We start from the raw sequence: 22,696 nt of genomic DNA on the forward strand, positions 1-22,696 counted from the left end.
GCCCTCTTCCGGCGGAATGCGGATCATTCAGTGTCTTTGCTGCTTCGGGGCGGAGGTTGCCGCACCGGCGCCGACGCCGAGGAATTTCCCGAGCGTTGCGCCGTCCTGCGCCAGCGCGGCGCTGCTACCGGAATAGGCGACGGTGCCACGCTCCAGGATCACGGCCTTGTCGGTGATCGCCAGGATTTGCTGCGCGTGCTGCTCGACGATGATGGCGGCCAGGCCCTCGTCCCGGACGATGCGGCGGATCGCGGCAAGCAATTCCTCGACGATGATCGGCGCCAATCCCTCGGTCGGCTCGTCCAGCAGCAGGATCTTCGGATTGAGGACGAGCGCGCGGGCGATCGATAGCATCTGCTGCTCGCCGCCGGAGAGCTGGTTGCCGTAGTTGCTCCGGCGCTCCTTCAGCCTCGGGAAGAGCTGGTAGACGGCTGCAAGGTCCCATCGGCCGGGGCGGGCGACGGCGGTGATGTTTTCCTCGACCGTCAGCGATCGGAAGATGCCGCGTTCCTGCGGCACCCAGCCGACGCCCGCTTCGACGCGTCGTTCCGGCGTCAGGCGTTCGATGTTCTGGCCGCCGACCGCGACCTTGCCACCGTGATAGCGCGTCAGGCCGACGATGCTGTTCAGCGTCGTCGTCTTGCCGACGCCGTTGCGGCCGAGCAGGGCCACGGCCTCGCCCTGACCGACGGAGAGGCTGACGCCGTGCAGAACCACGGCCTTGCCATAACCGGCCTTCAGACCGTCCAGCGTCAAGAGCTCAGTCATGATGCGCCCCTCCCAGATAGACTTCCTTGACGCGGGGATCTGATGAAATCTCCTCGACGGTGCCTTCCGCGAAGAGTGCGCCTGCGACGAGAACCGAGATCCGGTCGGCGAAGTTGAAGACCAGGTCCATGTCGTGTTCGATCAGCAGGATCGAGACATCGGCGGGAAGCGCCGCCAGCCTTGCCAGAACCTCGTGCCGGTCGGCTTCCGGCACGCCGGCCGCCGGTTCGTCGAGCAGCAGCACCTTCGGCTTGCAGGCGATCGCCATGGCGATTTCGAGAAGGCGCTGCTTGCCGTAAGGCAGGCCGGAGCAGGGCTGGTCGAGGACCGTATCCAGGCCGAAATCCCGAACCAGGCCGGCAATCTCGTCCTCGATGCCCGGCAATGTGCCGGCATAGCGGAACCAGTCCTTGCCGTGCCCGCGCCGCTCGCTGATGACGAGACCCAGGCTTTCGACGACACTCAGATCTCCGAAAAGCTGGTTGATCTGAAATGTCCGGACGAGACCGCGCTGCACGCGCTTTTCGCGCTTGAGCGACGAGACGTCTTCGCCGTTCAGCAGGATCTGGCCGCTGGAAGGCGCGAGCACGCCGGTCAGAAGATTGATCAGCGTCGTCTTGCCCGCGCCGTTCGGCCCGATCAGCGCATGGCGCGCGCCGCTTTCCAGGCGAAACGACACATCGGTCGTGGCCTTGAGGGCGCCGAATGTCTTGTTGAGATTTCTGGTTTCAAGAACGGCGGCGGTCATGGTGCCCTCCGTGTGGACGCGCGATCCCTGACGAGGTTGCCGCGAATGGTGGTGAGGTGGGCGGTAATGGATCGGACCAGTTGGCGGGGGCGGTCGCGGCCGATCAGGACGAAGGCGACGAGCAGCATGCCGAGCCAGAATTGCCAATATTGCGGCGTCAGCGACGACAACCCGTCCTGGATCAGCTCGTAGACCAGGGCACCGATAAGGCCGCCGTAGAGATAGCCCGTGCCGCCGATGACCAGCACCATCAGGCCATCCGCCGACTTTTGGAAGGACAGCGCGTCCAGCGAGATGAACTGCTGCGTCTGGGTGAAGAGCGCGCCGGCGATGCCGGCATAGGCGCCGGACAGCGTATAGATGGCCACGAGCCGCGCATTGACGGGAACGCCGACGGCCGAAGCGCGCAATGGATTGTCGCGGATCGCCTTCAGCGAGTAGCCGAAGGGCGAGGAGACGATGAGACGGGCGAGGAGGAACAGCACGAACAGGACGGCGAGGCTATAGGCATAGCCGGTATGTCCGTAGATATCGAAATCGAAGACGCCGAAGAGCGGTTCGATGGTGATGCCCTGCAGGCCGTCGGCACCGCCGGTCAGCCAGCTCGCCTGATTGGCGATCTCGGCAAAGACGGCGGCAACGCCGAGCGTCACCATCAGCCGTGTCAGGTCGCCGCCGCGCAGCAGCAGGAAGCTTGTGAGGAAGGCGACGACCGCGCCCGAGAGCGCGCCGACGATCAGCCCGGTCAGCGGCTCGCCGGTGACGTGGATCGAGAAGAGGCCGCTCGCATAGGCGCCGACGCCGTACATGGCCGCCTGTCCGAGGGAGACGATGCCGGCATAGCCGAGGATCAGGTCGATCGACAGCGCGAGGATGGCGAAGCCGACGATCTCGGTGAGGATCAGATGCTGGTTCGGGAACAGGAACCAGGAGACGATCGCGAGAGCCCAGAATGCCAGTTCGAGGATGCTCCAGCGAGCCGATTTCCTCATGACGTCCGATACCCGCTGCTCCAGGGCAGGAAGTGTGGAATGGGATGTCCGCATCAGCCGGCCCTCGCGAAAAGGCCCTGGGGCCGGACGACCAGCACCGCGACGAGCACGATATAGATGATGAAGCCGCCGAGCGAGGGGACGTAATATTTGCCGAGCACGTCGGCGATCCCGAGCAGGAGCGACGCGCAGAGCGGACCGTACATGCTCGACGTTCCGCCAACGGAGACGACGATCAGGAAATAGACCATGAACTTCAGCGGAAATGTCGGGTCGAGGCCCAGTATCTCGGCCCCGAGCGCGCCGCCGAGGCCGGCAAGCCCCGAGCCGACGGCAAAGGTGGCCGCAAAAATAGTGTTGACATGGATGCCGACGCCACGGGCGACGCGCCGATCGTCCACGGATGCGCGCAGCCGGCTGCCGAAGCGCGTGCGGGCAAGGATCAATTGCAGTGCGACGGCGAGCGCGCCGCAAACAAGGATGAGGAAGGCGCGATAGACGCCGATGCCCATGCCCAGCACATCGACACGGCCGCGCAGGAAATCAGGCAGGTTCAGGATCTGCTGCTGCGATCCCATCACATAGTCGATCCCGGCAACCGCCATGAAGACGATGCCGATGGAAAACAGAACCTGGTCCAGCGGTGTCTTGTCATAGAGGCGGGCGTAGAGCGTCTTTTCGAGGACGATCCCGGCAAGGGCCGTGGCAAGGAAGGCGATCGGCAGCGTCAGCAGAAAGGGGACGCCCCATCTGTTTGTCAGAATGACGGTGACATAGCCGCCTGCCATCGCGAATGCGCCATGCGCCAGATTGATGAAATTCATCAATCCGAGGGTCACCGCCAGTCCGCAGGAAAGCACGAACAGCAGCATGCCATAGGCGAGGCCGTCAAATAAAAGGGTCAGCATTGTTCCTCCCTGTCCTGCTCGCTGCTGCTGCGAGGCAATCGGCTCGGCTACCTCTCCCGGACGCATGTTCGGCAGGACCTGTTGGGTCTTGAATGGTGATTAGCCATGACGGGAAGAGGGGCGCTTGCCCATTTCAAAATGGTCGCCGCCCTATAAGAAAAAGCTATAGGCACCCGATCCGGAGGCGCTCCAAAGTGGTGGCGCTATAGCCAAAACTTATTGGCGAGGCATCAAATCCAAATTGGCAAAGCGGGCTCTCGGGCGTGAAATCACGCGCAATTCGGAAGGAGATCCCATGTCGGAACAAAAGACTGCACTTGTCATCAGCGCACACGCCGCTGACTTCGTATGGCGCTGCGGCGGCGCGATCGCGCTGCATGCCGAGCTTGGTTATAAGGTGACCGTGGTTTGCCTGTCCTTCGGCGAACGGGGCGAATCCGCCAAGCTGTGGAAGCAGCCGGGCATGACGCTCGAGCGCGTGAAGGCGGCGCGGCGGGCAGAGTCGGAAGAGGCGGCGAAGGCGCTTGGCGTCCACGATCTTGTCAGCTTCGATCTCGGCGATTATCCGCTGCGCCTGACGGACGAGGACAAGTATCGTCTGGTCGACGTGATCAGGCGCGTGCAGCCGGCCTTCATGCTCAGCCATTCGCAGTACGACCCCTATAACACCGACCATATGTATGCGACGCAGGTTGCGCTCGAGACCCGGATGATCGCGCAGGCCTGGGGGCATGAGCCGGGCCAGAAGGTGCTCGGCGCGCCGCAGCTCTATCTGTTCGAGCCACACCAGACCGAGCAGATGGGATGGAAGCCGGATGTCTTCCTCGATATCACCTCCGTCTGGGACAAGAAGCGCGCCGCCATCGAATGCATGGAAGGGCAGGAGCATCTCTGGGAGTTCTACACCCGCGTCGCCCAGAACCGCGCCAATCATTTCCAGCGCAATTCCGGCGGCCAGTCAGGCGGACGTGCGGCGCAATATGCGGAAGGCTTCCAGTCCGTCTTCCCACGCACGGTCGATGAGCTTTAATGCGCTCTCGGGAGGAGCATGAGATGGAACCCTGTTTCGATATCGCCCATCTGGCGCATGTGGAGATGTATTCCGACAAGTTCGAGGAAAGCCTGGATTTCTTCGTGAATGTCTATGGGCTGACGGTGACTGCTCAGGACGAGCGGTCGGCCTATCTGCGGGCGTGGGATGACTACGAGTTCCATACGCTGAAACTGACCCGGCATCACACCACGGGTGTCGGGCATATCGCTTACCGGACCTCGTCGGCCGCGGCCCTGGAGAGGCGCGTCAAGGCGATCGAGGCGAGCGGTTATAAGGTTCTCGGCTGGGTCGACGGTGATCCCGGCCATGGCCGGGCTTTCCGCTTCGAGGACCCGTTCGGCCATGTGTTCGAGATCTATTGGGATACGGTGCGCTATACGCCGCCCGAACAGGAAAAGCCGGCGCTGAAGAATCTCGCGCAGCGATATCATGCGCGCGGCTGCCATCCGCGCCGTCTCGACCATCTCAATCTACTGGCTTCTGACGTCGCCGAATTCCGGCGCTTCATGGAGACCTGCCTCGGTTCTCGCGTGACGGAGATGATCCAGCTCGACAATGGCAGGCTTGGCGGTTGCTGGTTCACCGTCAACAACAAGACTTACGATCTGGCCTGCACCGAGGAGCATGGCGGCGGGGGCGGACGTCTCCACCACGTGACATATGCCACCGACAGTCGCGAGGAGATCCTGCGCGCCGCCGACATTTTTCTGGAAAACGGCGTGCATATCGAGACCGGCCCGCACAAGCACGCCATTCAGGGCACCTTCTTTCTCTATGTCTGGGAGCCCGCCGGTAACCGGGTGGAGCTTGCCAATTCCGGCGCTCGCCTGATCCTGGCGCCGGACTGGCAGCCCGTCGTCTGGACGGAGACGGAGCGCAAGAAGGGGCAGGCCTGGGGGCTGAAGACGATCGAGACCTTCCACACGCACGGCACGCCGCCGGTGGACAAGAAAGGAGTTTGATGATGGCTATCGTTGTGCAGGAGATCGCCCGGGTTTCACAGGATGTGATCGACCGCCTGGCGCATGCGGGCGTCGCGACCGTGCATGAGGCGCAGGGGCGCAAGGGCATGCTCGCCAGCTACATGAGGCCGATCTATGCCGGCGCGCAGGTTGCCGGCTCGGCGGTGACCATCTCGGCTCCTCCCGGCGACAACTGGATGCTGCATGTGGCGATCGAACAGCTGAAGCAGGGCGATATCCTTGTTCTCGCGCCGACTTCGCCCTGCGATAACGGCTATTTCGGCGACCTGCTGGCGACGTCGGCCATGGCGAGGGGATGCAGGGGCCTGATCATCGATGCCGGCGTGCGCGATGTCCGCGATCTCACGCAGATGGGCTTTCCGGTCTGGTCCAAGGCGATATCGGCGCAGGGCACGGTCAAGGAGACGCTCGGCTCCGTCAACGTGCCGGTCGTCTGCGCCGGTGCCTATGTCGAAGCCGGCGATGTCATCATTGCGGATGATGACGGCGTCTGCGTCGTCAAGCGGGAGGAGGCGGAGGCCGTTCTCGTCGCCGCCGAGAAGCGCCTCGCCAACGAGGACGCCAAGCGCAAGCGGCTCGCCGCCGGAGAACTGGGGCTGGATATTTACGAGATGCGCCCGACCCTTCTCGCCAAGGGGCTGAAATATGTATGAGGAGGGCATTGCCTGCCTGTGGATGCGAGGCGGCACCTCGAAGGGCGCCTATTTCCTCGCCGACCATCTTCCGGCGGAGCCCGCAGCGAGGGATGCGCTGCTGCTGAAGATCATGGGGTCGCCCGATCCCCGGCAGATCGACGGGATCGGCGGCGCCGATCCGCTGACATCCAAGGTGGCGATACTCTCGGCATCGAGCCGTCCCGACGCCGATGTGGACTATCTGTTCCTCCAAGTCTTCGTGGATCAGGCCGTCGTCAGCGATGCGCAGGGATGCGGCAATATTCTCGCCGGCGTCGGCCCGGCGGCGATCGAGCGCGGTCTCGTCGCGGCGAGCGACGGTGTGACCGAAGTCCGTATCCACATGCTGAATTCCGGCGAGGTAGCAGTGGCGCGCGTCGAGACGCCCGGCGGCCGCGTCAATTATTCGGGCATGACCGAGATCGCCGGCGTTCCGGGTAGCCATGCCGCCATTCCGCTGCTGTTCGAGAACATAGCCGGCTCGATGTGCGGCGCTCTGCTGCCGACGGGCCGCGAGGTCGACGTCATCGACGGGATAGAGGCGACCTTGATCGACAACGGCATGCCTTGCGTTATCATGCGTGCTGCCGACTTCGGGCTGACGGGGGAGGAGAACCGCGAGGCGCTGGAGGCCGATGCCGCGTTGAAGGCGAGGCTGGAGGTCATCCGCCTGAAGGCGGGGCCTATGATGAATCTTGGCGATGTGCAGGCCGCTTCCGTTCCGAAAATGACGCTGGTATCGCCGCCAAGGCGTGGCGGCGCGATCTCGACGCGGAGCTTCATTCCGCACCGCGTCCATGCCTCCGTCGGCGTTCTGGCGGCGGTCACGGTCGCGACCGCAACGCGCCTTGCCGAAAGCCCCGCCGCGCATTTGGCGAGCGTACCGTCGGACGGGCGCTACCAGATCGAGCATCCCACCGGGTCGATGGAGGTTTTCCTCGATATCGGCGAGGACGGCTCGATCAGGGGGGCCGGGACGGTGAGGACCGCGCGCAAACTCTTCGATGGCCGGGTATTCGCCGGATAGAGCCCGCGAGCTGTCGGGCGATCGCCCCCTTTTCCCGTTTCGCTTGCTGGCATTCCCTGCGGTTGAGGATAGTCTTCGCCTCAAACGATGGAAGGAGATCGGCAATGGATATCGCAGTGATTGGAGCCGGCGCGATGGGAAGCGCCATTGCGCGGCGATTGGTCGAAGGCGGCGCCGGGGTGCTGACCTATCTCGAAGGCCGTTCGGCGGCGACTGTCGAGCGGGCAAAGGCGGCCGGCATGCAGCCTGTGGAACTGGACAGGCTTGTCGAGGCCGATATCATCCTCTCCATCGTGCCGCCCGCCGAAGCTGTCGGCGCGGCGGAGCTGATTTCCTCGGCCTTGCGGCGTCGCTCCAGGACGACGACATTCATGGACTGCAATGCGATCTCGCCCGGAACGATGCAGCAGGTTGCGGCCGTTTTCGGCCGCGATTGCGGCGATATTCTCGACGGGTCGATCATCGGCGCGCCGCCGAAGCCGGGGCAGGCGGGACCGAGACTCTATGTCAGCGGCGATGCCGGCGACAGGAGCAGCGTGCTGGCGGATCACGGGCTGCAGGTGCGCCGGATCGAGGGCGGGATCGGCGCCGCGTCGGCATTGAAGATGTGCTATGCCGGCATCAACAAGGGCGTCACCGGCCTCGGCACCGCCATGCTCCTGGCGGCGATCCGGTCCGGCGCGGATCAGGGGCTGAAGCGGGAGCTGCGCGAAAGCCTGCCCGATCTCGACCGCAAATTTGTCCAGGGCATTCCAGACATGTATCCGAAGGCCTATCGCTGGGTCGCGGAAATGGAAGAGATCGCCGAATTCCTGGGGAAGGACGATCCGGCGGCGCTGATCTTCAAGGGCATGGCCGGCCTCTATCGGAAAATGGCGGAGGACCGGGCCGCCGGCGGCGCGCTTGCGAGTGCGCTCGATGCGCTCAATGACGAAGCCTGACGCCGGCCGGCGTCTGCCCCCAGCTTTTCGACGGTATGATCTTGCAAGGAGCTGCGCCCGGCGGGCATATGAAGGCGTCGATCGCCGCGTGAGGGGAGAAGCATGTCCGGATCAATCAAGACCCCAGCCAAAACCATTGTCGTCGCGGTATCGCGCAATGGCATCATTGGCCGTGATAGCGATATGCCATGGCGGCTGTCGTCCGATCTCAAGCGCTTCAAGGCCATGACGCTCGGCAAACCGGTGATCATGGGGCGCAAGACCTTCCAGTCGATCGGCAAGCCGCTGCCGGGCCGGCCGAATGTCGTGATCACCCGCGACACCGGCTTTTCGGCCGATGGCATAACGGTCGTGCACAGTCTGGACGAGGCCATCGCGCTTGCGGATCGTCTGGCGACGGCAAGTGGCGCGGACGAGATCTGCATCGGCGGCGGCGGCGAGATCTACCGGCAGGCGATCGGTCTGGCGGACCGGTTGCTGGTGACGCATGTCGAGGCCGATGTGGAGGGCGATACCGCCTTTCCGGCAATCGATCCGGCCATCTGGCAGGTCGACAGCGAGCTTGCCGTGCCGGCGGGCGAGAAGGACAATTATCCGACCCGCTTCGTCATTTACTCCAGGCGCAAACGCTAAATCCTGTTCGCGGAATTCAACTATTTTCCAATAAATCCGCCGAACTTCCTGAAGTTGCGTTGAAAGCAGGTGCGTCGATACCTATAACGGGAACAATCGCCGCCGTCCGCGAATTTCGCGCAGCGAATGAGAAGGTTTGGCGCGATCACTGGGAGTCAACAAACAAAGAGGTTTTGATGCCTTGGAGCAATCAGAATGGCGGCGGCGGTGGCCCATGGGGCGGCGGTGGCGGCGGAAATAATCAGGGACCCTGGGGGCAGGGACCGAACCGGCCGCGGGGAAGCGGCAGCGGCGGCCCACCGGATCTCGAAGACATTATCCGTCGTGGCCAGGACCGGCTGAAGGGCTTCGTTCCCGGCGGCTTCAATGGCGGCGCCTTTCTCATCATAGCCGCGGTCATCGGTGTTTTCTGGCTCATTCAATGCGTTTACACGGTGCAGCCGGATGAGCGCGGTGTCGAGCTGCGGTTCGGCAAGCCGCGCGCCGAAGTCTCCATGCCCGGCCTGCATTTCCATTTCTGGCCGATGGATCGCGTCGAAATCGCCAAGGTCACCGAACAGCAGCGCAATATCGGCGGGCGTTCCGGCTCCGGTTCCAATGCCGGTCTGATGCTGACGGGCGATCAGAATATCGTCAACGTCCAGTTCTCGGTGCTTTACACCGTCACCAATCCGCAAGCCTATCTCTTCGAGGTCGAAAGCCCCGACGAGACGTTGCAGCAGGTTGCCGAAAGCGCCATGCGTGAGGTGGTCGGTCGCCGTCCCGCCCAGGATATCTATCGTGACAATCGCCAGCAGGTCGCTGTCGAGGTGAGAAACATCATTCAGGACACGATGGACCGCTACAACGCCGGCATTTCCATCAATGCCGTGCCGATCGAGGACGTGTCGCCGCCGCGCGAAGTGGCCGATGCCTTCGACGAGGTGCAGCGCGCCGAACAGAATGAAGACCAGCAGGTGCAGGAGGCGAACCAATACGCCAACCAGAAGCTGGGTCAGGCGCGCGGTCGCGCAGCGCAGATTCGCGAAGACGCTGCCGCCTACAAGGATCGCGTCGTCAAGGAAGCCCAGGGTGAGGCGCAGCGCTTCATCTCCATCTACGATGAATACGTCAAGGCGCCGGAAGTGACCCGCAAGCGGTTGTTCCTCGAAACCATGGAGTCCGTCATCGGCAATTCCAATAGCATCATCATCGACGACAAGCAGAGCGTCCTGCCCTACTTGCCGCTGAATGATCTCGGCAAGTCCTCGACGCAGACGGGCAACGCGCCCGCTGCCGCAGCTCAGCCGGAGGCCAAATAATGACGTCCAGCCGTTTGCCAGCCATTCTCATCGCGCTCGCGGTGCTGCTGCTGATCGTTTATTCCTCGGTTTTCGTGGTCAATGCCCGTGAACAGGCGATTGTCCTGCGCTTCGGCCAGATCCGCGACGTCAAGACCGAGCCGGGTCTCTATTTCAAGCTGCCCTTCGCCTTCATGGATGCCGACCGCGTGCAATATGTCCAGGATCAGGAGCTGCGCTTCGATCTCGACAATATCCGCGTGCAGGTCTCGGGCGGCAAGTTCTATGAGGTCGATGCTTTCGTGGTCTACAAGATCACCGATGCGCGCAAGTTCCGCGAAACGGTATCGGGTGATCGCGATGCGGCGGAATCGCGCCTCAGAACCCGTCTCGACGCGTCGCTGCGCCGGGTCTACGGTCTGCGCGGTTTCGAAGCCGCTCTTTCCGAAGAGCGCGCATCAATGATGACGGAAGTGCGCGACGACCTGCATCGTGACGCCGAAACGCTCGGCCTCAACATCGAGGACGTCCGCATCCGCCGCACCGACCTGACCCAGGAAGTGTCGCAGCAGACCTACGACCGCATGAAGGCCGAGCGCCTGGCGGAAGCCGAGCTGATCCGCGCCCGCGGTAACGAAGAGGGCCAGCGCCGCCGCGCCATCGCCGACCGTCAGGTCGTCGAGATCGTCGCGGATGCGCAGAAGGATTCGGAAATCCTGCGTGGTCAGGGCGAAGCCGAGCGCAACGGCATCTTCGCCGATGCATCGCAGCGCGATCCGAGCTTCTATGAGTTCTATCGTTCGATGGCCGCCTATCGCTCGTCGTTCGGCTCGGGCGGCAAGACGCTCGTGCTGCCGCCGAACCAGTCGGAATTCTTCAAGTATTTCGACAGTTCAGCCGGCTCCGCTGCCGCGCCGGCGACGGCAAAGCCCGCGAACTGACGCGCGAAAACTCCTGGAAATTAGAGGGGGCTGCCTGTTGGCGGCCCCTTGCTTTTGAGGAGCGGCCCGGCAATTTTACCATGATTTCAAAGGCGCAACGGCCACACGGGGATTTCGCAAAAAGGTGATTTCACGCTTCATCATTCCGCCTTATGTTGATGCTTATACAAGACTTCCCTTTATCGATGAGGATGCCTGATGGCCTTGACCAATCGCCTGCCTTTCAGACGTTCGTTCGCTCTTCTGGCCAGTGTCGCGCTGATCGCCGGCCCTGTCCTGGGTAGTGTCGGACAGGCACGCGCGCAGACGGCGCCGGCACCCTCGGCCTCCGGCAATCAGGCACCCGCCGCCGCGACCAATCCGGCCCAGGCGCCGGCCGTCAGCCCGCCGGTCACAGATCCGGGCGCGGCACCGACGACGATGCCGGCGGTTCCCGGAAATCCCAAGGCGAATGCCGGCCCGGCTTCCGTTGCCGATCTGGCATCGGGACTGCTCGACGCGGTGGTCAATATTTCGACCTCCCAGAAGGTCAAGAACGAGGGCGATGGCCCGGCGACACCCAAGGTGCCCGACAATTCGCCGTTCCAGGATTTCTTCAACGACTTCTTCAAGAACCGGAACAACGACAACAGCAACCGCAAGGTCAGCTCGCTCGGTTCCGGCTTCGTCATCGATCCCTCGGGCTACATCGTCACCAACAACCACGTTATCGAAGGCGCCGACGATATCGAGGTGATCTTCCCGAACGGCACCAAGCTGAAGGCGAAGCTGATCGGCACGGATACGAAGACCGATCTTTCGGTGCTGAAGGTCGAGCCGAAGCGCCCGCTGGTGGCGGTGAAGTTCGGCGATTCCTCGAAGATGCGGATCGGCGACTGGGTTATGGCGATCGGCAATCCCTTCGGCCTCGGCGGCTCGGTGACGGTCGGCATCGTTTCGGCGCGCGGGCGCAACATCAATGCCGGCCCCTATGACAATTTCATCCAGACGGACGCCGCGATCAACAAGGGCAATTCCGGCGGCCCGCTCTTCAATATGAAGGGCGAGGTGATCGGTATCAACACGGCCATCATTTCGCCGAGCGGCGGCTCGATCGGCATCGGTTTCGCCGTTCCGTCGGAATTGGCCGAGGGCGTCGTCAAGCAGCTCATGGACTTCGGCGAGACCCGCCGTGGCTGGCTCGGCGTGCGCATCCAGCCAGTGACCGACGATGTGGCCAACAGCCTCGGCCTCGACAGCGCCAAGGGCGCTCTGGTGGCCGGCGTCATCAAGGGCGGTCCGGTCGACAACGGCACGATCAAGGCCGGCGACGTCATCCTGAAATTCGACGGCAAGGATGTGGACGAAATGCGCGACCTGCCGCGCGTCGTTGCCGAAAGCCCGGTCGGCAAGGAAGTCGACGTGGTCATCCTGCGCGACGGCAAGCAACAGACCATCAAGGTTACGCTCGGTCGCCTGGAGGATGGCGATCAGGCGGCGGCCGCGACCGGCGACAAAGGTAGCGACAGGGGCAGCGACGGCGACAAGAGCAAGCCGCCGCAGCTCGCACCGGATGGCAATGGCGGCGGCAATGACGGCGTCATCAATCCCGACGACGGTGACGATGGCGACGACGGCATGGACGGTCAGGACCAGGGCGACGACCAGCAGCAACAGACGCCTTCGCAGCCCCAGGCGGCCCAGAATGTGCTCGGCATGAAGCTTGCGACGCTGAACGCCGAGAACCGCAAGAGCTTCGGCATTGCCGACAGTGTCGACGGTGTCGTCATTACCGAGGTCGCGCCGGGTTCGGCCGCGGCCGAGAAGGGCCTGAAGCCCGGCGATGTCGTCGTGGAAGTGGCGCAGGAATTCGTTCAGACGCCGACCGCGGCGTCGGAGAAAGTGGCCTCGCTGAAACGGGAAGGCCGGCGCAACGCCCAGATGATGATAGCGTCTCCAGCCGGTGACCTGCGCTTCATCGCCGTGCCGCTGGAATAGGCGTCAAACCTACACCGTCCGAGCTGAGCGCCATTCTGTGGCGGCCAGCCGGTAGAGCACATGGCGTTGCAGGTGAGGGTGGCTATCCGGTACGCCCGGATGATTGAAGTCCCCACCATCGACACGCTGCATGCCGATCCGCTCCATGACGGCGGTCGAGCGGATATTGTTGTGGACGGCGAAGGACACGATCTCGTCGAGACCGAGCGTTTCGAACCCGTGGACGAGCAGCGCCCGGGCAGATTCGCTGGCAAATCCCTTGCCCCAGAAACGGGCCGAGAGCCTCCAGCCGATCTCGACCGTGCCCTTTTTCACGAAGGGCTCCAGATGATCGGTGCGCGCCAGCCCGCAAAAGCCGATCGCTGCGCCGGTCGCCTTGTCCTCCAGTGCATAGAAGCCAAGGCCGGTTTCGGCGATCATGGATCGGACCCGCTCCAGGAATGCATCCGCTTCGGCACGATTGCGACGAAATGGAAAGAATTCCATCACCCTCTCATCCGAATTGATTTCGAAGGCGAGATCACGGTCTTCGTCGCGCCAGTTGCGGATAAGGAGGCGTTCTGTTTCGGCAATGATCATGACGCGGGGGACCGTTTATGGCTGGAAAAGTCGATTTTGGATTAGGAGGCCGACCGCGTGGATTTTGGTTTCTCGAAATGAATACGAAGCTTCGTACCGGTTGCCTCGGCGTAGCGCTGCAACGTGCGGGTGGACGGCATGGAGCGACCGCTCTCCAGCCTGGCGATGGCGGCTTGCGTCGTTCCCATTGCCTTGGCGACATCCTCTTGGGTCATGGCAGCGTCGGCACGAGCCTTGATGAGAGCTTCGGCAAGGGCAAATTCTTCTTCGAGCGCATTGTAGGCTTCGGCAATTTTCGGATTCTTGAGCCACTCTTTTGCAGCATCAGCAACCAAAAGACTCTTCGGCATTATTTGACCTCCCTTGCGCGCTTCAACGCTATTTCGATTTCTCGGCGAGGTGTCTTTTGAGTCTTTTTTCGGAAGACGTGAACGACAACCACCCTGCGCTCATGAGCTGTGACATAAGCTGCGCGAGCGATGCCATCTTTGCCCCGCATGCGCATTTCCCAGATCGGGCCTTAGAGATGCTTCACATAGGGTTCGTGGACATTCTGAGGGCCGGCAATTTCGATCAACCGAGCAATACGCAGAAAACTAGCAATGATATCCTCAGGAAAGGCGTCCAATTGAGCGTGAACATTTTCGTTGAGAAACTCGACTGACCATACCATGAATATATACCATTTTTGCAATGATTTTTCAATGTGGATGGTCACTGCCTAGGCTGATCTGTCAATATCTATCGTTGTATTTCAGGCTTTGACGAAATCCGTCTTCCGGTAGCCCTGGATGTAGAGCAGGGCGGTCAGGTCGCCATGGTCGATGCGCATCTTCGCCTGCGCGGCCACGGCGGGCTTGGCGTGAAGGGCGACGCCGGAGCCGGCGAGCTGCAGCATGCCAAGATCGTTGGCGCCGTCGCCGACGGCCATTGCCTCATCCGTGGCGATGCCGAGTTCTTCGGCGATTTCATTGAGCGCATCGATCTTGGCCTGCTTGCCGAGGATCGGTTCGGCGACGAGGCCGGTCAGCACGCCATTGTCCTCGAGCAGGATGTTGGCACGGTCCTGATCGAAGCCAAGCGTTGCGGCGATGCGGCTCGTGAAGACGGTAAAGCCGCCGGAGACCAAGGCGGAGTAATAGCCCTTGGCCCTCATCGTCGCGATGAGTTCGCGGCCGCCGGGCGTCAGCGTGATCCGCTTGGCGATAACATCGTCGACAACCGAAATCGGCAGCCCCTTCAGCAGGGCGACGCGTTCGCGCAGGGCGGGCTCGAAGTCGATCTCGCCATTCATGGCGCGGGCGGTGATGGCGGCGACCTCATCCTTGAGGCCGATTTCTGCCGCGAGCTCGTCGATACATTCCTGGCCGATCATGGTGGAATCCATGTCGGCGATCAGCAGCTTCTTGCGGCGGGTCTCCGCGTCCTGGATGACGAGATCGATCGGCGCGCCACCGATGATAGCGGCAATATTGGCTTGCGCGGCCTTCAGGTCGACATCGTCGCGCAGGGCGATATCGCAGGCGATGCCATCGGCCAGCCAATAGAGCCCGGACGCCTTGACGGCGTCCGCCGCCCGTTCGGCGATGACCGGAACGAGAACGGGGTTTGACGGATTGGCAATAAGCGTGGCAACGAAGGCCATGATCAAAATTCCTGTAAGCGATATCGAAGCGATCCTGATAACCGGGCCGACCGCCAGCGGCAAGTCCGCGCTTGCGGTGGAGTTGGCGCGGGCGCATGGCGGCGTCGTGGTGAATGCCGACAGCATGCAGGTCTATGACACGCTCCGCATACTGACGGCACGGCCGTCGGAAGCGGATATGGAAGGCATCCCCCATCATCTTTACGGTCATGTGCCCGCGGGGCAAGCCTATTCCACCGGTATCTGGCTGCGGGAGACGGCCGCGCTGTTGGAACGCCTGCGCCGCGAAGGACGCATGCCGGTCTTCGTCGGCGGCACAGGGCTTTATTTCAAGGCACTGACCGGTGGTCTTTCGGACATGCCCGATATTCCCCCGGAGATCCGCAACCGGCTGCGGGAGCGGCTATTGGTCGAGGGGGCGGAGGCATTGCATCGCGCGCTTGCCGATCGTGATCCCGCCGTGGCCGAGAGCCTCAATCCGCAGGATGGTCATCGCATCGTGCGGGCGCTGGAAGTGATCGAGGCCACCGGACAGTCCATTGCCACGCTGCAGGGCCGCACCGGGCCCGTCATCATTGATCCCGCTCGCGCCCGGAAAATCGTCGTGCTGCCGGAGCGCGCCGTTCTGCATCAGCGTATCAACGGCCGTTTCGAGACGATGCTCGCCATGGGCGCGGAGGAAGAGGTCCGCGCGCTGTTGGCTCTGGACCTGCCTCCGGAAAAGCCGGTGATGAAGGCGATTGGGGTTTCGCAGATCGCCGCGATGCTGCGCGGCGAAATCTCGCGCGCGGAGCTTGTCGAGACCGGCGCCGCCGCGACGCGCCAATATGCCAAGCGGCAAATGACCTGGTTTCGCAACCAGATGGACGAAAGCTGGGAGCGTATCAGCCCTTAGTCTTTGCTGTAGAGGCTGCTGAGCGGCTTCTTCAGGATACTGTCGCGCAGTGACAGGCCGGGCTCTCGGCGCGCAGACGGAGCGGCATCCCTGCTTGAGGCCGGCAGGTTGCCGGCATTGTCGTCGCCGCGATAGTCACGGCGCAGTTCCGCGAGACGGCTGTCGATCGATGTCTGAGGCGCCGTGGTCGAGGAGGGAGGGGCCGCCGGGCGCGGCAGCATGTCGGGGCGGTAGGGCTCCACGGGCGCGGCGGCGCTTGCCGCCGGCTGTGGTGACGGCGCGGGCTCATCGAGGAAGTCGTCGTCGATATCGTCCATCGCGTCGTTCGAGGAAGCCCCGTAGCTTTGCTGGAATGCGGAGATATCGGGGCCTGTGATCGAGCGCATGCGGCTGATGATGGTACGCAGATCGACGGTATCGGGCGTTTCCTCGCTCGTTCTGGCAATGCTGCCATTCGCCTTCGGCAGCAGATGATCCTCGACGCGGGAGAAGCGCATGCGCATCGGCACGGCGATGGCTTCGCCGAATGCGATGGCCTCGCCGTTGCCGATGGAAGAGAGGAAGCTCGTCGTCGAGATCGAGGAATTCGGTATGGCCGAACGGATGATATCCTGGTCGCGATCGTTGGCGAGGCGCATGGCGAACAGCGTCGAGCATTGCGACAGGATCGTCTGGTCGAGTTCTCCCGGCCGCTGGGTGATGATGCCGAGCGACACGCCATATTTGCGGCCTTCCTTGGCGATGCGGGCGATTGCCTGCCGGGTCGGAAAGAAGCCGAGGGTCGGGTCGGCGGGAATATAGCGGTGCGCCTCCTCGCAGACGACAAGCATATGGATCGCACCATCGCTCCAGAGCGCCAGTTCGAAGGCCATGCGGCAGAGGACGGAGGCGACGGAATTGACGACTTCGGAGGGAATGCCGGCGAGCTGGAAGGTGCAGATCGGCTTGTCGTCGCCGGGAATGCGGAAGATCTGCGCGATCGTCTCCACGATTGTGTCGCTGATCGTATTGTTGGAGAACATGAAGTGATAGCGCGGGTCGTTGATCGCCGAGATGATGCGCATCTTCAGGGAGCGCAGGTGCGGCTTTTCCTGGCGGCCCTCGAGACGGCCGATGCGTTCGTCGATGAGGGCAAGCAGATCGGCCATGCGATAGGGGACGGGCGTGTCGGCGGTGACCGAGCTCTTCTCCGTCTGGCGGCGCATCAGCGAGGAGTCGCCGCCGCGAAACGCACGCTTGGCCTCCGGAATGACATCGCGCAGAATGTCGAGTTCATCGGGAATGGGCGGGCGGCCGCGAAACACGACTTCGGCGAATTCGTCGAGCCGCATCAGCCAGAAGGGCAGGTCGAGCGTTTCGGTGTCGATGACCACGGAATGTTTCGGAAAGGCGGCCGCGAATTCATTGTGCGGATCGAGGATCAGGACGCGCAGTTTCGGATCGGCAACGATCGCCTTGTGCAGGAGCAGCGAGACGGCGGTGGATTTGCCGACGCCGGTGGAGCCGACCACGGCAAAATGCTTCGCAAGCATGGAGGGAATATGGATGGCGGCATCGATGCTTTCGTCCTGCGTCAGCTTGCCGATGACGCAGCTGCTGTCCTTGCCGGCATCGAAGATGCGCATCAGGTCGGCGGCGCGGATGCGGTGCGCGATGGCGCCGAGATAGGGATAGGCGGAGATGCCGCTCGAGAATTCCTCGCGGCCGTTCAGCCCGACGCGGACTTCGCCGAGCAGCTCCACCTCGATGCGGAACAGATTGTCCTGGTCTTCGCCCCAGCCGGTATTGCCGGTGTTCATGGAGTAGACGAGGGCGGCGACGCGGTTGTTGCCGACGCTGATGGAGATCAGCTTGCCGACGGACCAGAGCTCGGTGAGGTCGGTTCCACCGTCCTCCGCGACCGCGGCGATGGTTGCCTTCGAACCGCTGCATGCGACGACACGGCCAAGGAAACGGTTTCCCGGCTTGAGCTTGTCGCGGCGATCGAGATCGCCGGCTTTGCCTGACGTCTGCAGGTCGTTGTTGAGCAAAAGGCTACTCCCAGCGTTAAGGTCTGGAGCATAGGCAGGGCGGCTTAATAAAACCCTTTCGGGCCGGCGCGCTTTTTATGGGCATCGGCAGGCGCCGCGATTTTTTATTGCGGAATGCGTTGACGCTCGGAAATTTTCTGTCTATCACTTCGGCCCATGAAAAACTCGATCGTTCTTATCGTGGTGGGAAGGCGCATGGGCAGGATGGTGTAACCATCCGGCGACAGCCACCCATGCGCTAGATGACAGGCTCCCCAAGGGGCCTTTTTTTATGCCCGAAATCGAGATTTCATTCTTCCAAACCTCCAGCAGACAGCGGAACAAACGTATGACCGGCACAGATAATCAGGCGAACGGCAATCAGATGACAGGCGCGGAGATCGTGCTGCGGGCGCTCAAGGACAATGGCGTCGAGCACATCTTCGGTTATCCGGGCGGTGCGGTTCTTCCGATCTACGACGAGATTTTCCAGCAGGATGACATCCAGCATATCCTCGTGCGTCACGAGCAGGGCGCGGGCCACGCGGCCGAAGGCTATGCCCGCTCGACCGGCAAGGTCGGCGTGATGCTGGTCACTTCCGGTCCCGGCGCGACGAATGCCGTCACCCCGCTGCAGGATGCCTTGATGGATTCCATTCCGCTCGTCTGCCTGAGCGGCCAGGTTCCGACGACGCTGATCGGCTCGGACGCATTCCAGGAATGCGATACGGTCGGCATCACGCGGCCCTGCACCAAGCACAACTGGCTGGTCAAGGACGTCAACAAGCTCGCCGCCACCATTCACGAAGCCTTCCGCATCGCCCAGTCGGGTCGTCCGGGTCCGGTCGTCGTCGATATTCCGAAGGATATCCAGTTCGCCACCGGCACCTATACGCCGCCGGAAACGCATGATGTCCAGAAGAGCTACCAGCCGAAGATCCAGGGCGATCTCAACAGGATCAAGCAGGCTGTCGAACTGATGGCGAAGGCACGCCGGCCGGTCATCTATTCCGGCGGCGGCGTCGTCAATTCCGGCCCGGAGGCTTCCAAGCTGCTGCGCGAACTCGTGGAGTTGACCGGCTTCCCGATCACCTCGACCCTGATGGGGCTCGGCGCCTATCCCGCATCCGGCAAGAGCTGGCTCGGCATGCTCGGCATGCACGGCTCATACGAAGCGAACATGGCGATGCATGATTGCGACGTCATGGTCTGCATCGGCGCGCGCTTCGACGACCGCATTACCGGCCGCCTGAACGCCTTCTCGCCGAATTCGAAGAAGATCCATATCGACATCGATCCGTCCTCGATCAACAAGAACGTTCACGTCGATATCGGCATTCTCGGTGATGTCGGCAATGTTCTGGAAGATATGGTCCGGCTGTGGCGCGCGCTGCCGCAGAAGCCGGCGGCGGAACGTCTCGGCGACTGGTGGGCGGACATTGCCCGCTGGCGTGCGCGCAACTCCTTCGCCTACAAAGCGAGCGACGACGTCATCATGCCGCAATATGCCATCCAGCGTCTCTACGAGCTGACCAAGCATCGCGATACCTACATCACCACCGAAGTCGGCCAGCATCAGATGTGGGCGGCGCAGTTCTATGGTTTCGAACAGCCGAACCGCTGGATGACCTCGGGCGGCCTCGGCACCATGGGCTACGGCCTGCCGGCTGCACTTGGCGTGCAGATCGCCCATCCGGAAAGCCTGGTCATCGACATCGCCGGCGATGCGTCGATCCAGATGTGCATTCAGGAAATGTCGGCGGCGATCCAATACAGCGCGCCGATCAAGATCTTCATCCTGAACAACCAGTATATGGGCATGGTGCGCCAGTGGCAGCAGCTGTTGCACGGCAACCGCCTGTCGAACTCCTATACGGAAGCCATGCCGGATTTCGTCAAGCTGGCGGAAGCCTATGGCGCCGTCGGCCTGCGCTGCGAAAAGCCGGGTGATCTCGATGCCGCCATCCAGGAGATGATCGACGTCAAGAAGCCGGTCATTTTCGATTGCCGCGTCGCCAATCTCGCCAACTGCTTCCCGATGATCCCCTCGGGCAAGGCGCATAACGAGATGCTGCTGCCGGACGAAGCCACCGACGAGGCCGTTGCCAACGCCATCGACGCCAAGGGTCGGCAGCTGGTTTGATCGGAACGCGGGGACACGGTAGACTTGCCGTGTCCCACTTCTTGAGGAGTCAGAAGCATGACCAGAGCAAAGATGTCCGACAACGGCAGGATTACATTCACACTGCCCAAGTCGGTTCGTGATGCCCATGGTTATGAGGCTGGCACTGAATTTGAAGTGACCGAGCATGACAACGTCATCACGCTGGAGCCGGTGAAGCAGGAACAAAGGCTTGTTGAGAAGAAGCTGACGATAGATGAGTTCTTGTCGCTTATCCCCCGGTATGACGGACCGCCGATTACGGATGAGATGATTGATAAGGCTATTGTATCGGAAGCGAACCGTAGGTGGGACAAAGTGAATCGGCAGTGGGATGAAGACAAGAACGATTGATACCAACATTCTTGTCCGTGTCCTTGCCAGAGATGACAGCAAGCAATGGCAGGTCGCGGCAGAGATTTTACGAACCTCCAATGTCGTCATTCTCTCGACCGTTCTGCTGGAGACGGAGTGGGTTCTTCGCAAAAGTATCGGAATGACTTCGCGGCAAATCTCCGGATTGTTTCGATCACTGCTCGCATCGGACACGATCATATTCCGTGAACGCGAGAGGGTGATTTCAGCTCTGGACGCTTTTGAAGCCGGCCTCGATTTCGCGGATGCTTTTCATGTCTCCAGTCTCGACGCAGGTGAAACCTTCGTCACGTTCGATCGCGATCTCGTCAAGCTCGCGCAACAATACATGGATCATGTCAGCATCGAGCTGGCATCCTGACTAAAAGAACCGAGGAAACGGAACAAGGATCATGAACGCACACCTTCAACCCACGGGCTCCGCCTATTTTATTTCGCCGGAAACCGCGGCGATCGAGAGCCATACGCTATCGGTTCTCGTCGACAACGAGCCCGGCGTGCTTGCCCGCGTCATCGGCCTTTTCTCCGGTCGCGGCTACAACATCGAAAGCCTGACCGTCTCCGAGACGGAGCATCAGGCGCATCTGTCGCGCATCACCGTCGTCACCCGCGGCACACCGCAGGTGCTGGAGCAGATCAAGGCGCAGCTTGAGCGCATCGTTCCGGTTCACCGCGTCGTCGACCTGACGGTGCGCGCCCGCGAACTCGGCCAGGAACGGCCGATCGAGCGCGAAGTGGCGCTGCTGAAGGTTGCAGGCAGCGGCGAGACCCGTGCCGAGACCTTGCGTCTGGCCGACGCCTTCCATGCCAAGGTGGTGGATGCCACCGTCGAGCATTTCATCTTCGAGATTACCGGCAAGTCCTCGAAGATCGACCAGTTCATCGCCATCATCAAGCCGCTCGGTCTGATCGAGGTCTGCCGCACCGGCATCGCGGCGATGAACCGCGGCTCGCAGGGAATGTAACGGGCCTCACGTCGTTGACCGGCTTTCGAGTGTCGCGTAGGTTCGCGGCGCTTGGGGCCGGCAGGACGGACCCCATCTCAGGCGGGTGAGATCATTGGGGTTTGCGATCGGGGAAAAGTTGCCTGAAATCGGCGAGAAGAGTTGGCATCCGCCTGATGGTATGCGTCTCGGCGCCACCTTCTATGTGCGCAGTGCCTTTCCCTGGCTAGGGCAGTATTTCGGGGCGCAGACGATTGCGACCACATTGTCGCCGGACATCGGCGGCGTGTTGTCCTGGGGCGGGCGCATACCGGCAAAGACGGCGGCGGCGATCGCGCGGATGCGCGGGCTGCCGCGCTGGAATCTCGAAGACGGTTTCTTGCGTTCGGTCGGCCTGGGGAAGGCCGGGGCCATCCCTCTTTCCATCGTGGTCGACGATCTTGGGCTGCCCGTGGATGCAAGCCGGCCCTCGCGCCTCGAACGCCTGATTGCCGGTGCGGAGGATGTCGGGGAGCTGGGCAAGGCCATCCGCGAGCAGATCGTCCGTAACAGGCTTTCCAAATATAATCACCTGCCGCACAAGCCGCCGGCAATCGAGCGCACGACCAAGCGTCGTATCCTGCTTGTCGATCAGGTGGTCGGCGATATCTCCGTCGGCAAGGCGCTCGGATCTCGCGCCTCGTTCGAGCGGATGCTGGCTGATGCGCTGGCAAGCGATGTCCAATGCCTGATCCGGACGCATCCGGATGTCATGGCCGGCCATGCCAAGGGATATCTGGCGACCGATGCCGCCGCGAAGGGCGGAGCGATCTTCGTCGACGATGCCGTATCGGCGGCGTCGATCCTTGAGGTCGTGGATGAGGTCTGGACCGTGTCCAGCCAGTTCGGTTTCGATGCGCTGCTGCGGGGCATCCCCGTGCGTTGTTACGCCGCTCCCTTCTATGCCGGCTGGGGGGTGACGGAAGATCATTTCGGCGTCTACGTGAAGGCCACGCTTGCCGGCAACCGAACGAGACGCAGGACGGTCGATCAGATTGCCGCGGCAGCCTTCTCGCTCTATCCGACCTATCGCGATCCCGCCGACTGGCGGCTGCTGGATGTCTTCCAGGCGATGGATCTGATCGTGGCGCAGCAGCGCGCCGATGCCGGATCCTGACAGGGC

General features: G+C 62.4%; 24 protein-coding genes. 15 read left to right on the plus strand and 9 right to left on the minus strand.

Translation table 11 applies throughout. From position 1 onward, the window contains the following. Positions 1–27 precede the first annotated feature (27 nt). The 4 genes from FHX11_RS01965 to FHX11_RS01980 are packed head-to-tail and all read right to left on the minus strand — an operon-like array spanning position 28 to position 3,416. The gene (locus FHX11_RS01965; RefSeq protein WP_184354517.1) at positions 28–768 is read right to left on the minus strand and encodes an ABC transporter ATP-binding protein; all 741 of its coding nucleotides are present in this window, start codon (positions 766–768) and stop codon (positions 28–30) included. Continuing rightward, positions 761–1,516 (minus strand): ABC transporter ATP-binding protein, encoded by a 756-nt coding sequence (locus FHX11_RS01970; RefSeq protein ID WP_184354519.1) that lies wholly within the window; start codon positions 1,514–1,516, stop codon positions 761–763. The genes FHX11_RS01965 and FHX11_RS01970 overlap by 8 nt, the downstream gene beginning before the upstream one ends. After that, positions 1,513–2,562 carry a branched-chain amino acid ABC transporter permease gene (locus tag FHX11_RS01975; RefSeq protein ID WP_184354521.1) on the minus strand — a complete coding sequence of 350 codons (1,050 nt, stop codon included), beginning with the start codon at positions 2,560–2,562 and terminating at the stop codon, positions 1,513–1,515. The genes FHX11_RS01970 and FHX11_RS01975 overlap by 4 nt, the downstream gene beginning before the upstream one ends. Next, a complete protein-coding gene (locus tag FHX11_RS01980; protein WP_184354523.1) occupies positions 2,562–3,416 on the minus strand; it encodes a branched-chain amino acid ABC transporter permease in 855 nt (284 codons plus the stop codon). The genes FHX11_RS01975 and FHX11_RS01980 overlap by 1 nt, the downstream gene beginning before the upstream one ends. A gap of 295 nt (positions 3,417–3,711) precedes the next feature. On the opposite strand from FHX11_RS01980, the gene FHX11_RS01985 reads away from it, so the two are divergent. The 9 genes from FHX11_RS01985 to FHX11_RS02025 all read left to right on the plus strand — a co-directional run bounded on the left by FHX11_RS01985 (position 3,712) and on the right by FHX11_RS02025 (position 12,926). Beyond that, the gene (locus FHX11_RS01985; protein WP_184354525.1) at positions 3,712–4,446 is read left to right on the plus strand and encodes a PIG-L deacetylase family protein; all 735 of its coding nucleotides are present in this window, start codon (positions 3,712–3,714) and stop codon (positions 4,444–4,446) included. A gap of 23 nt (positions 4,447–4,469) precedes the next feature. Then, entirely contained in the window at positions 4,470–5,432 is a 963-nt protein-coding gene (locus FHX11_RS01990) for a VOC family protein (protein ID WP_184354527.1), read from the plus strand. Between the two features lie 2 nt (positions 5,433–5,434). After that, positions 5,435–6,106: a 4-carboxy-4-hydroxy-2-oxoadipate aldolase/oxaloacetate decarboxylase gene (locus FHX11_RS01995; protein WP_184355764.1), complete on the plus strand. Its 672-nt coding sequence runs from the start codon at positions 5,435–5,437 to the stop codon at positions 6,104–6,106. Then, positions 6,099–7,154: a 4-oxalomesaconate tautomerase gene (locus FHX11_RS02000; protein WP_184354529.1), complete on the plus strand. Its 1,056-nt coding sequence runs from the start codon at positions 6,099–6,101 to the stop codon at positions 7,152–7,154. Before FHX11_RS01995 ends, FHX11_RS02000 begins: the two co-directional genes overlap by 8 nt. Positions 7,155–7,258: 104 nt before the next feature. Beyond that, complete coding sequence (locus FHX11_RS02005) at positions 7,259–8,095, plus strand: NAD(P)-dependent oxidoreductase (RefSeq protein ID WP_184354532.1); 837 nt, start codon at positions 7,259–7,261, stop codon at positions 8,093–8,095. Between the two features lie 102 nt (positions 8,096–8,197). Continuing rightward, the gene (locus FHX11_RS02010) at positions 8,198–8,728 is read left to right on the plus strand and encodes a dihydrofolate reductase (protein WP_184354534.1); all 531 of its coding nucleotides are present in this window, start codon (positions 8,198–8,200) and stop codon (positions 8,726–8,728) included. A 176-nt stretch (positions 8,729–8,904) separates the two neighbouring features. Next, entirely contained in the window at positions 8,905–10,029 is a 1,125-nt protein-coding gene (gene hflK / locus FHX11_RS02015) for an FtsH protease activity modulator HflK (RefSeq protein ID WP_184354536.1), read from the plus strand. Further along, positions 10,029–10,949 carry a protease modulator HflC gene (locus FHX11_RS02020; RefSeq protein ID WP_184354538.1) on the plus strand — a complete coding sequence of 307 codons (921 nt, stop codon included), beginning with the start codon at positions 10,029–10,031 and terminating at the stop codon, positions 10,947–10,949. The genes hflK and FHX11_RS02020 overlap by 1 nt, the downstream gene beginning before the upstream one ends. A gap of 198 nt (positions 10,950–11,147) precedes the next feature. Continuing rightward, the gene (locus FHX11_RS02025; RefSeq protein ID WP_184354540.1) at positions 11,148–12,926 is read left to right on the plus strand and encodes a DegQ family serine endoprotease; all 1,779 of its coding nucleotides are present in this window, start codon (positions 11,148–11,150) and stop codon (positions 12,924–12,926) included. Between the two features lie 9 nt (positions 12,927–12,935). Here FHX11_RS02025 and FHX11_RS02030 read toward each other — a convergent pair whose 3' ends face one another. The 4 genes from FHX11_RS02030 to serB form a co-directional block, all read right to left on the minus strand. Further along, positions 12,936–13,505, minus strand: coding sequence for a GNAT family N-acetyltransferase (locus tag FHX11_RS02030; protein ID WP_184354542.1), 570 nt, complete (start codon positions 13,503–13,505; stop codon positions 12,936–12,938). Positions 13,506–13,546: 41 nt separating this feature from the next. Further along, a complete protein-coding gene (locus tag FHX11_RS02035) occupies positions 13,547–13,855 on the minus strand; it encodes a helix-turn-helix transcriptional regulator (RefSeq protein ID WP_184354544.1) in 309 nt (102 codons plus the stop codon). Further along, complete coding sequence (locus FHX11_RS29880) at positions 13,855–14,010, minus strand: type II toxin-antitoxin system RelE/ParE family toxin (RefSeq protein ID WP_281411578.1); 156 nt, start codon at positions 14,008–14,010, stop codon at positions 13,855–13,857. The genes FHX11_RS02035 and FHX11_RS29880 overlap by 1 nt, the downstream gene beginning before the upstream one ends. A 249-nt stretch (positions 14,011–14,259) precedes the next feature. Next, positions 14,260–15,150: a phosphoserine phosphatase SerB gene (serB, locus tag FHX11_RS02045; protein ID WP_184354546.1), complete on the minus strand. Its 891-nt coding sequence runs from the start codon at positions 15,148–15,150 to the stop codon at positions 14,260–14,262. On the opposite strand from serB, the gene miaA reads away from it, so the two are divergent. Further along, a complete protein-coding gene (miaA, locus tag FHX11_RS02050; RefSeq protein ID WP_184354548.1) occupies positions 15,149–16,045 on the plus strand; it encodes a tRNA (adenosine(37)-N6)-dimethylallyltransferase MiaA in 897 nt (298 codons plus the stop codon). The two genes, serB and miaA, sit on opposite strands and share 2 nt — an antisense overlap. Here miaA and FHX11_RS02055 read toward each other — a convergent pair. Next, positions 16,042–18,075, minus strand: a complete 2,034-nt coding sequence (locus FHX11_RS02055; RefSeq protein ID WP_184354550.1) for an ATP-binding protein — start codon at positions 18,073–18,075, stop codon at positions 16,042–16,044. The two genes, miaA and FHX11_RS02055, sit on opposite strands and share 4 nt — an antisense overlap. A gap of 328 nt (positions 18,076–18,403) precedes the next feature. Between FHX11_RS02055 and FHX11_RS02060 the strand changes: the two genes are divergently transcribed. From FHX11_RS02060 to FHX11_RS02080, 5 genes are all read left to right on the plus strand, one after another. After that, on the plus strand, positions 18,404–20,197 hold the full coding sequence (locus FHX11_RS02060; RefSeq protein ID WP_184354552.1) for an acetolactate synthase 3 large subunit: 1,794 nt from the start codon (positions 18,404–18,406) through the stop codon (positions 20,195–20,197). 57 nt (positions 20,198–20,254) lie between these two features. Then, positions 20,255–20,569: an AbrB/MazE/SpoVT family DNA-binding domain-containing protein gene (locus FHX11_RS02065; protein WP_184354554.1), complete on the plus strand. Its 315-nt coding sequence runs from the start codon at positions 20,255–20,257 to the stop codon at positions 20,567–20,569. Beyond that, positions 20,550–20,951, plus strand: coding sequence for a type II toxin-antitoxin system VapC family toxin (locus FHX11_RS02070; RefSeq protein WP_184354556.1), 402 nt, complete (start codon positions 20,550–20,552; stop codon positions 20,949–20,951). Before FHX11_RS02065 ends, FHX11_RS02070 begins: the two co-directional genes overlap by 20 nt. A gap of 31 nt (positions 20,952–20,982) precedes the next feature. Beyond that, positions 20,983–21,555, plus strand: a complete 573-nt coding sequence (ilvN, locus tag FHX11_RS02075; RefSeq protein WP_184354565.1) for an acetolactate synthase small subunit — start codon at positions 20,983–20,985, stop codon at positions 21,553–21,555. 160 nt (positions 21,556–21,715) lie between these two features. Next, complete coding sequence (locus tag FHX11_RS02080) at positions 21,716–22,690, plus strand: capsular biosynthesis protein (RefSeq protein WP_184355766.1); 975 nt, start codon at positions 21,716–21,718, stop codon at positions 22,688–22,690. Positions 22,691–22,696: the final 6 nt, after the last annotated feature.

Source organism: Rhizobium sp. BK602 (assembly GCF_014195095.1).
GTDB lineage: Bacteria > Pseudomonadota > Alphaproteobacteria > Rhizobiales > Rhizobiaceae > Rhizobium.

What these genes read in the sequence shown, in the direction of transcription:
- FHX11_RS01965 (WP_184354517.1), bottom strand. Translation starts at nt 768, where the DNA reads ATGACTGAGCTCTTGACGCTGGACGGTCTGAAGGCCGGTTATGGCAAG.
- FHX11_RS01970 (WP_184354519.1), bottom strand. Translation starts at nt 1,516, where the DNA reads ATGACCGCCGCCGTTCTTGAAACCAGAAATCTCAACAAGACATTCGGC.
- FHX11_RS01975 (WP_184354521.1), bottom strand. Translation starts at nt 2,562, where the DNA reads ATGCGGACATCCCATTCCACACTTCCTGCCCTGGAGCAGCGGGTATCG.
- FHX11_RS01980 (WP_184354523.1), bottom strand. Translation starts at nt 3,416, where the DNA reads ATGCTGACCCTTTTATTTGACGGCCTCGCCTATGGCATGCTGCTGTTC.
- FHX11_RS01985 (WP_184354525.1), top strand. Translation starts at nt 3,712, where the DNA reads ATGTCGGAACAAAAGACTGCACTTGTCATCAGCGCACACGCCGCTGAC.
- FHX11_RS01990 (WP_184354527.1), top strand. Translation starts at nt 4,470, where the DNA reads ATGGAACCCTGTTTCGATATCGCCCATCTGGCGCATGTGGAGATGTAT.
- FHX11_RS01995 (WP_184355764.1), top strand. Translation starts at nt 5,435, where the DNA reads ATGGCTATCGTTGTGCAGGAGATCGCCCGGGTTTCACAGGATGTGATC.
- FHX11_RS02000 (WP_184354529.1), top strand. Translation starts at nt 6,099, where the DNA reads ATGTATGAGGAGGGCATTGCCTGCCTGTGGATGCGAGGCGGCACCTCG.
- FHX11_RS02005 (WP_184354532.1), top strand. Translation starts at nt 7,259, where the DNA reads ATGGATATCGCAGTGATTGGAGCCGGCGCGATGGGAAGCGCCATTGCG.
- FHX11_RS02010 (WP_184354534.1), top strand. Translation starts at nt 8,198, where the DNA reads ATGTCCGGATCAATCAAGACCCCAGCCAAAACCATTGTCGTCGCGGTA.
- hflK (WP_184354536.1), top strand. Translation starts at nt 8,905, where the DNA reads ATGCCTTGGAGCAATCAGAATGGCGGCGGCGGTGGCCCATGGGGCGGC.
- FHX11_RS02020 (WP_184354538.1), top strand. Translation starts at nt 10,029, where the DNA reads ATGACGTCCAGCCGTTTGCCAGCCATTCTCATCGCGCTCGCGGTGCTG.
- FHX11_RS02025 (WP_184354540.1), top strand. Translation starts at nt 11,148, where the DNA reads ATGGCCTTGACCAATCGCCTGCCTTTCAGACGTTCGTTCGCTCTTCTG.
- FHX11_RS02030 (WP_184354542.1), bottom strand. Translation starts at nt 13,505, where the DNA reads ATGATCATTGCCGAAACAGAACGCCTCCTTATCCGCAACTGGCGCGAC.
- FHX11_RS02035 (WP_184354544.1), bottom strand. Translation starts at nt 13,855, where the DNA reads ATGCCGAAGAGTCTTTTGGTTGCTGATGCTGCAAAAGAGTGGCTCAAG.
- FHX11_RS29880 (WP_281411578.1), bottom strand. Translation starts at nt 14,010, where the DNA reads ATGCGCATGCGGGGCAAAGATGGCATCGCTCGCGCAGCTTATGTCACA.
- miaA (WP_184354548.1), top strand. Translation starts at nt 15,149, where the DNA reads ATGATCAAAATTCCTGTAAGCGATATCGAAGCGATCCTGATAACCGGG.
- serB (WP_184354546.1), bottom strand. Translation starts at nt 15,150, where the DNA reads ATGGCCTTCGTTGCCACGCTTATTGCCAATCCGTCAAACCCCGTTCTC.
- FHX11_RS02060 (WP_184354552.1), top strand. Translation starts at nt 18,404, where the DNA reads ATGACCGGCACAGATAATCAGGCGAACGGCAATCAGATGACAGGCGCG.
- FHX11_RS02065 (WP_184354554.1), top strand. Translation starts at nt 20,255, where the DNA reads ATGACCAGAGCAAAGATGTCCGACAACGGCAGGATTACATTCACACTG.
- FHX11_RS02070 (WP_184354556.1), top strand. Translation starts at nt 20,550, where the DNA reads ATGAAGACAAGAACGATTGATACCAACATTCTTGTCCGTGTCCTTGCC.
- ilvN (WP_184354565.1), top strand. Translation starts at nt 20,983, where the DNA reads ATGAACGCACACCTTCAACCCACGGGCTCCGCCTATTTTATTTCGCCG.
- FHX11_RS02080 (WP_184355766.1), top strand. Translation starts at nt 21,716, where the DNA reads ATGCGTCTCGGCGCCACCTTCTATGTGCGCAGTGCCTTTCCCTGGCTA.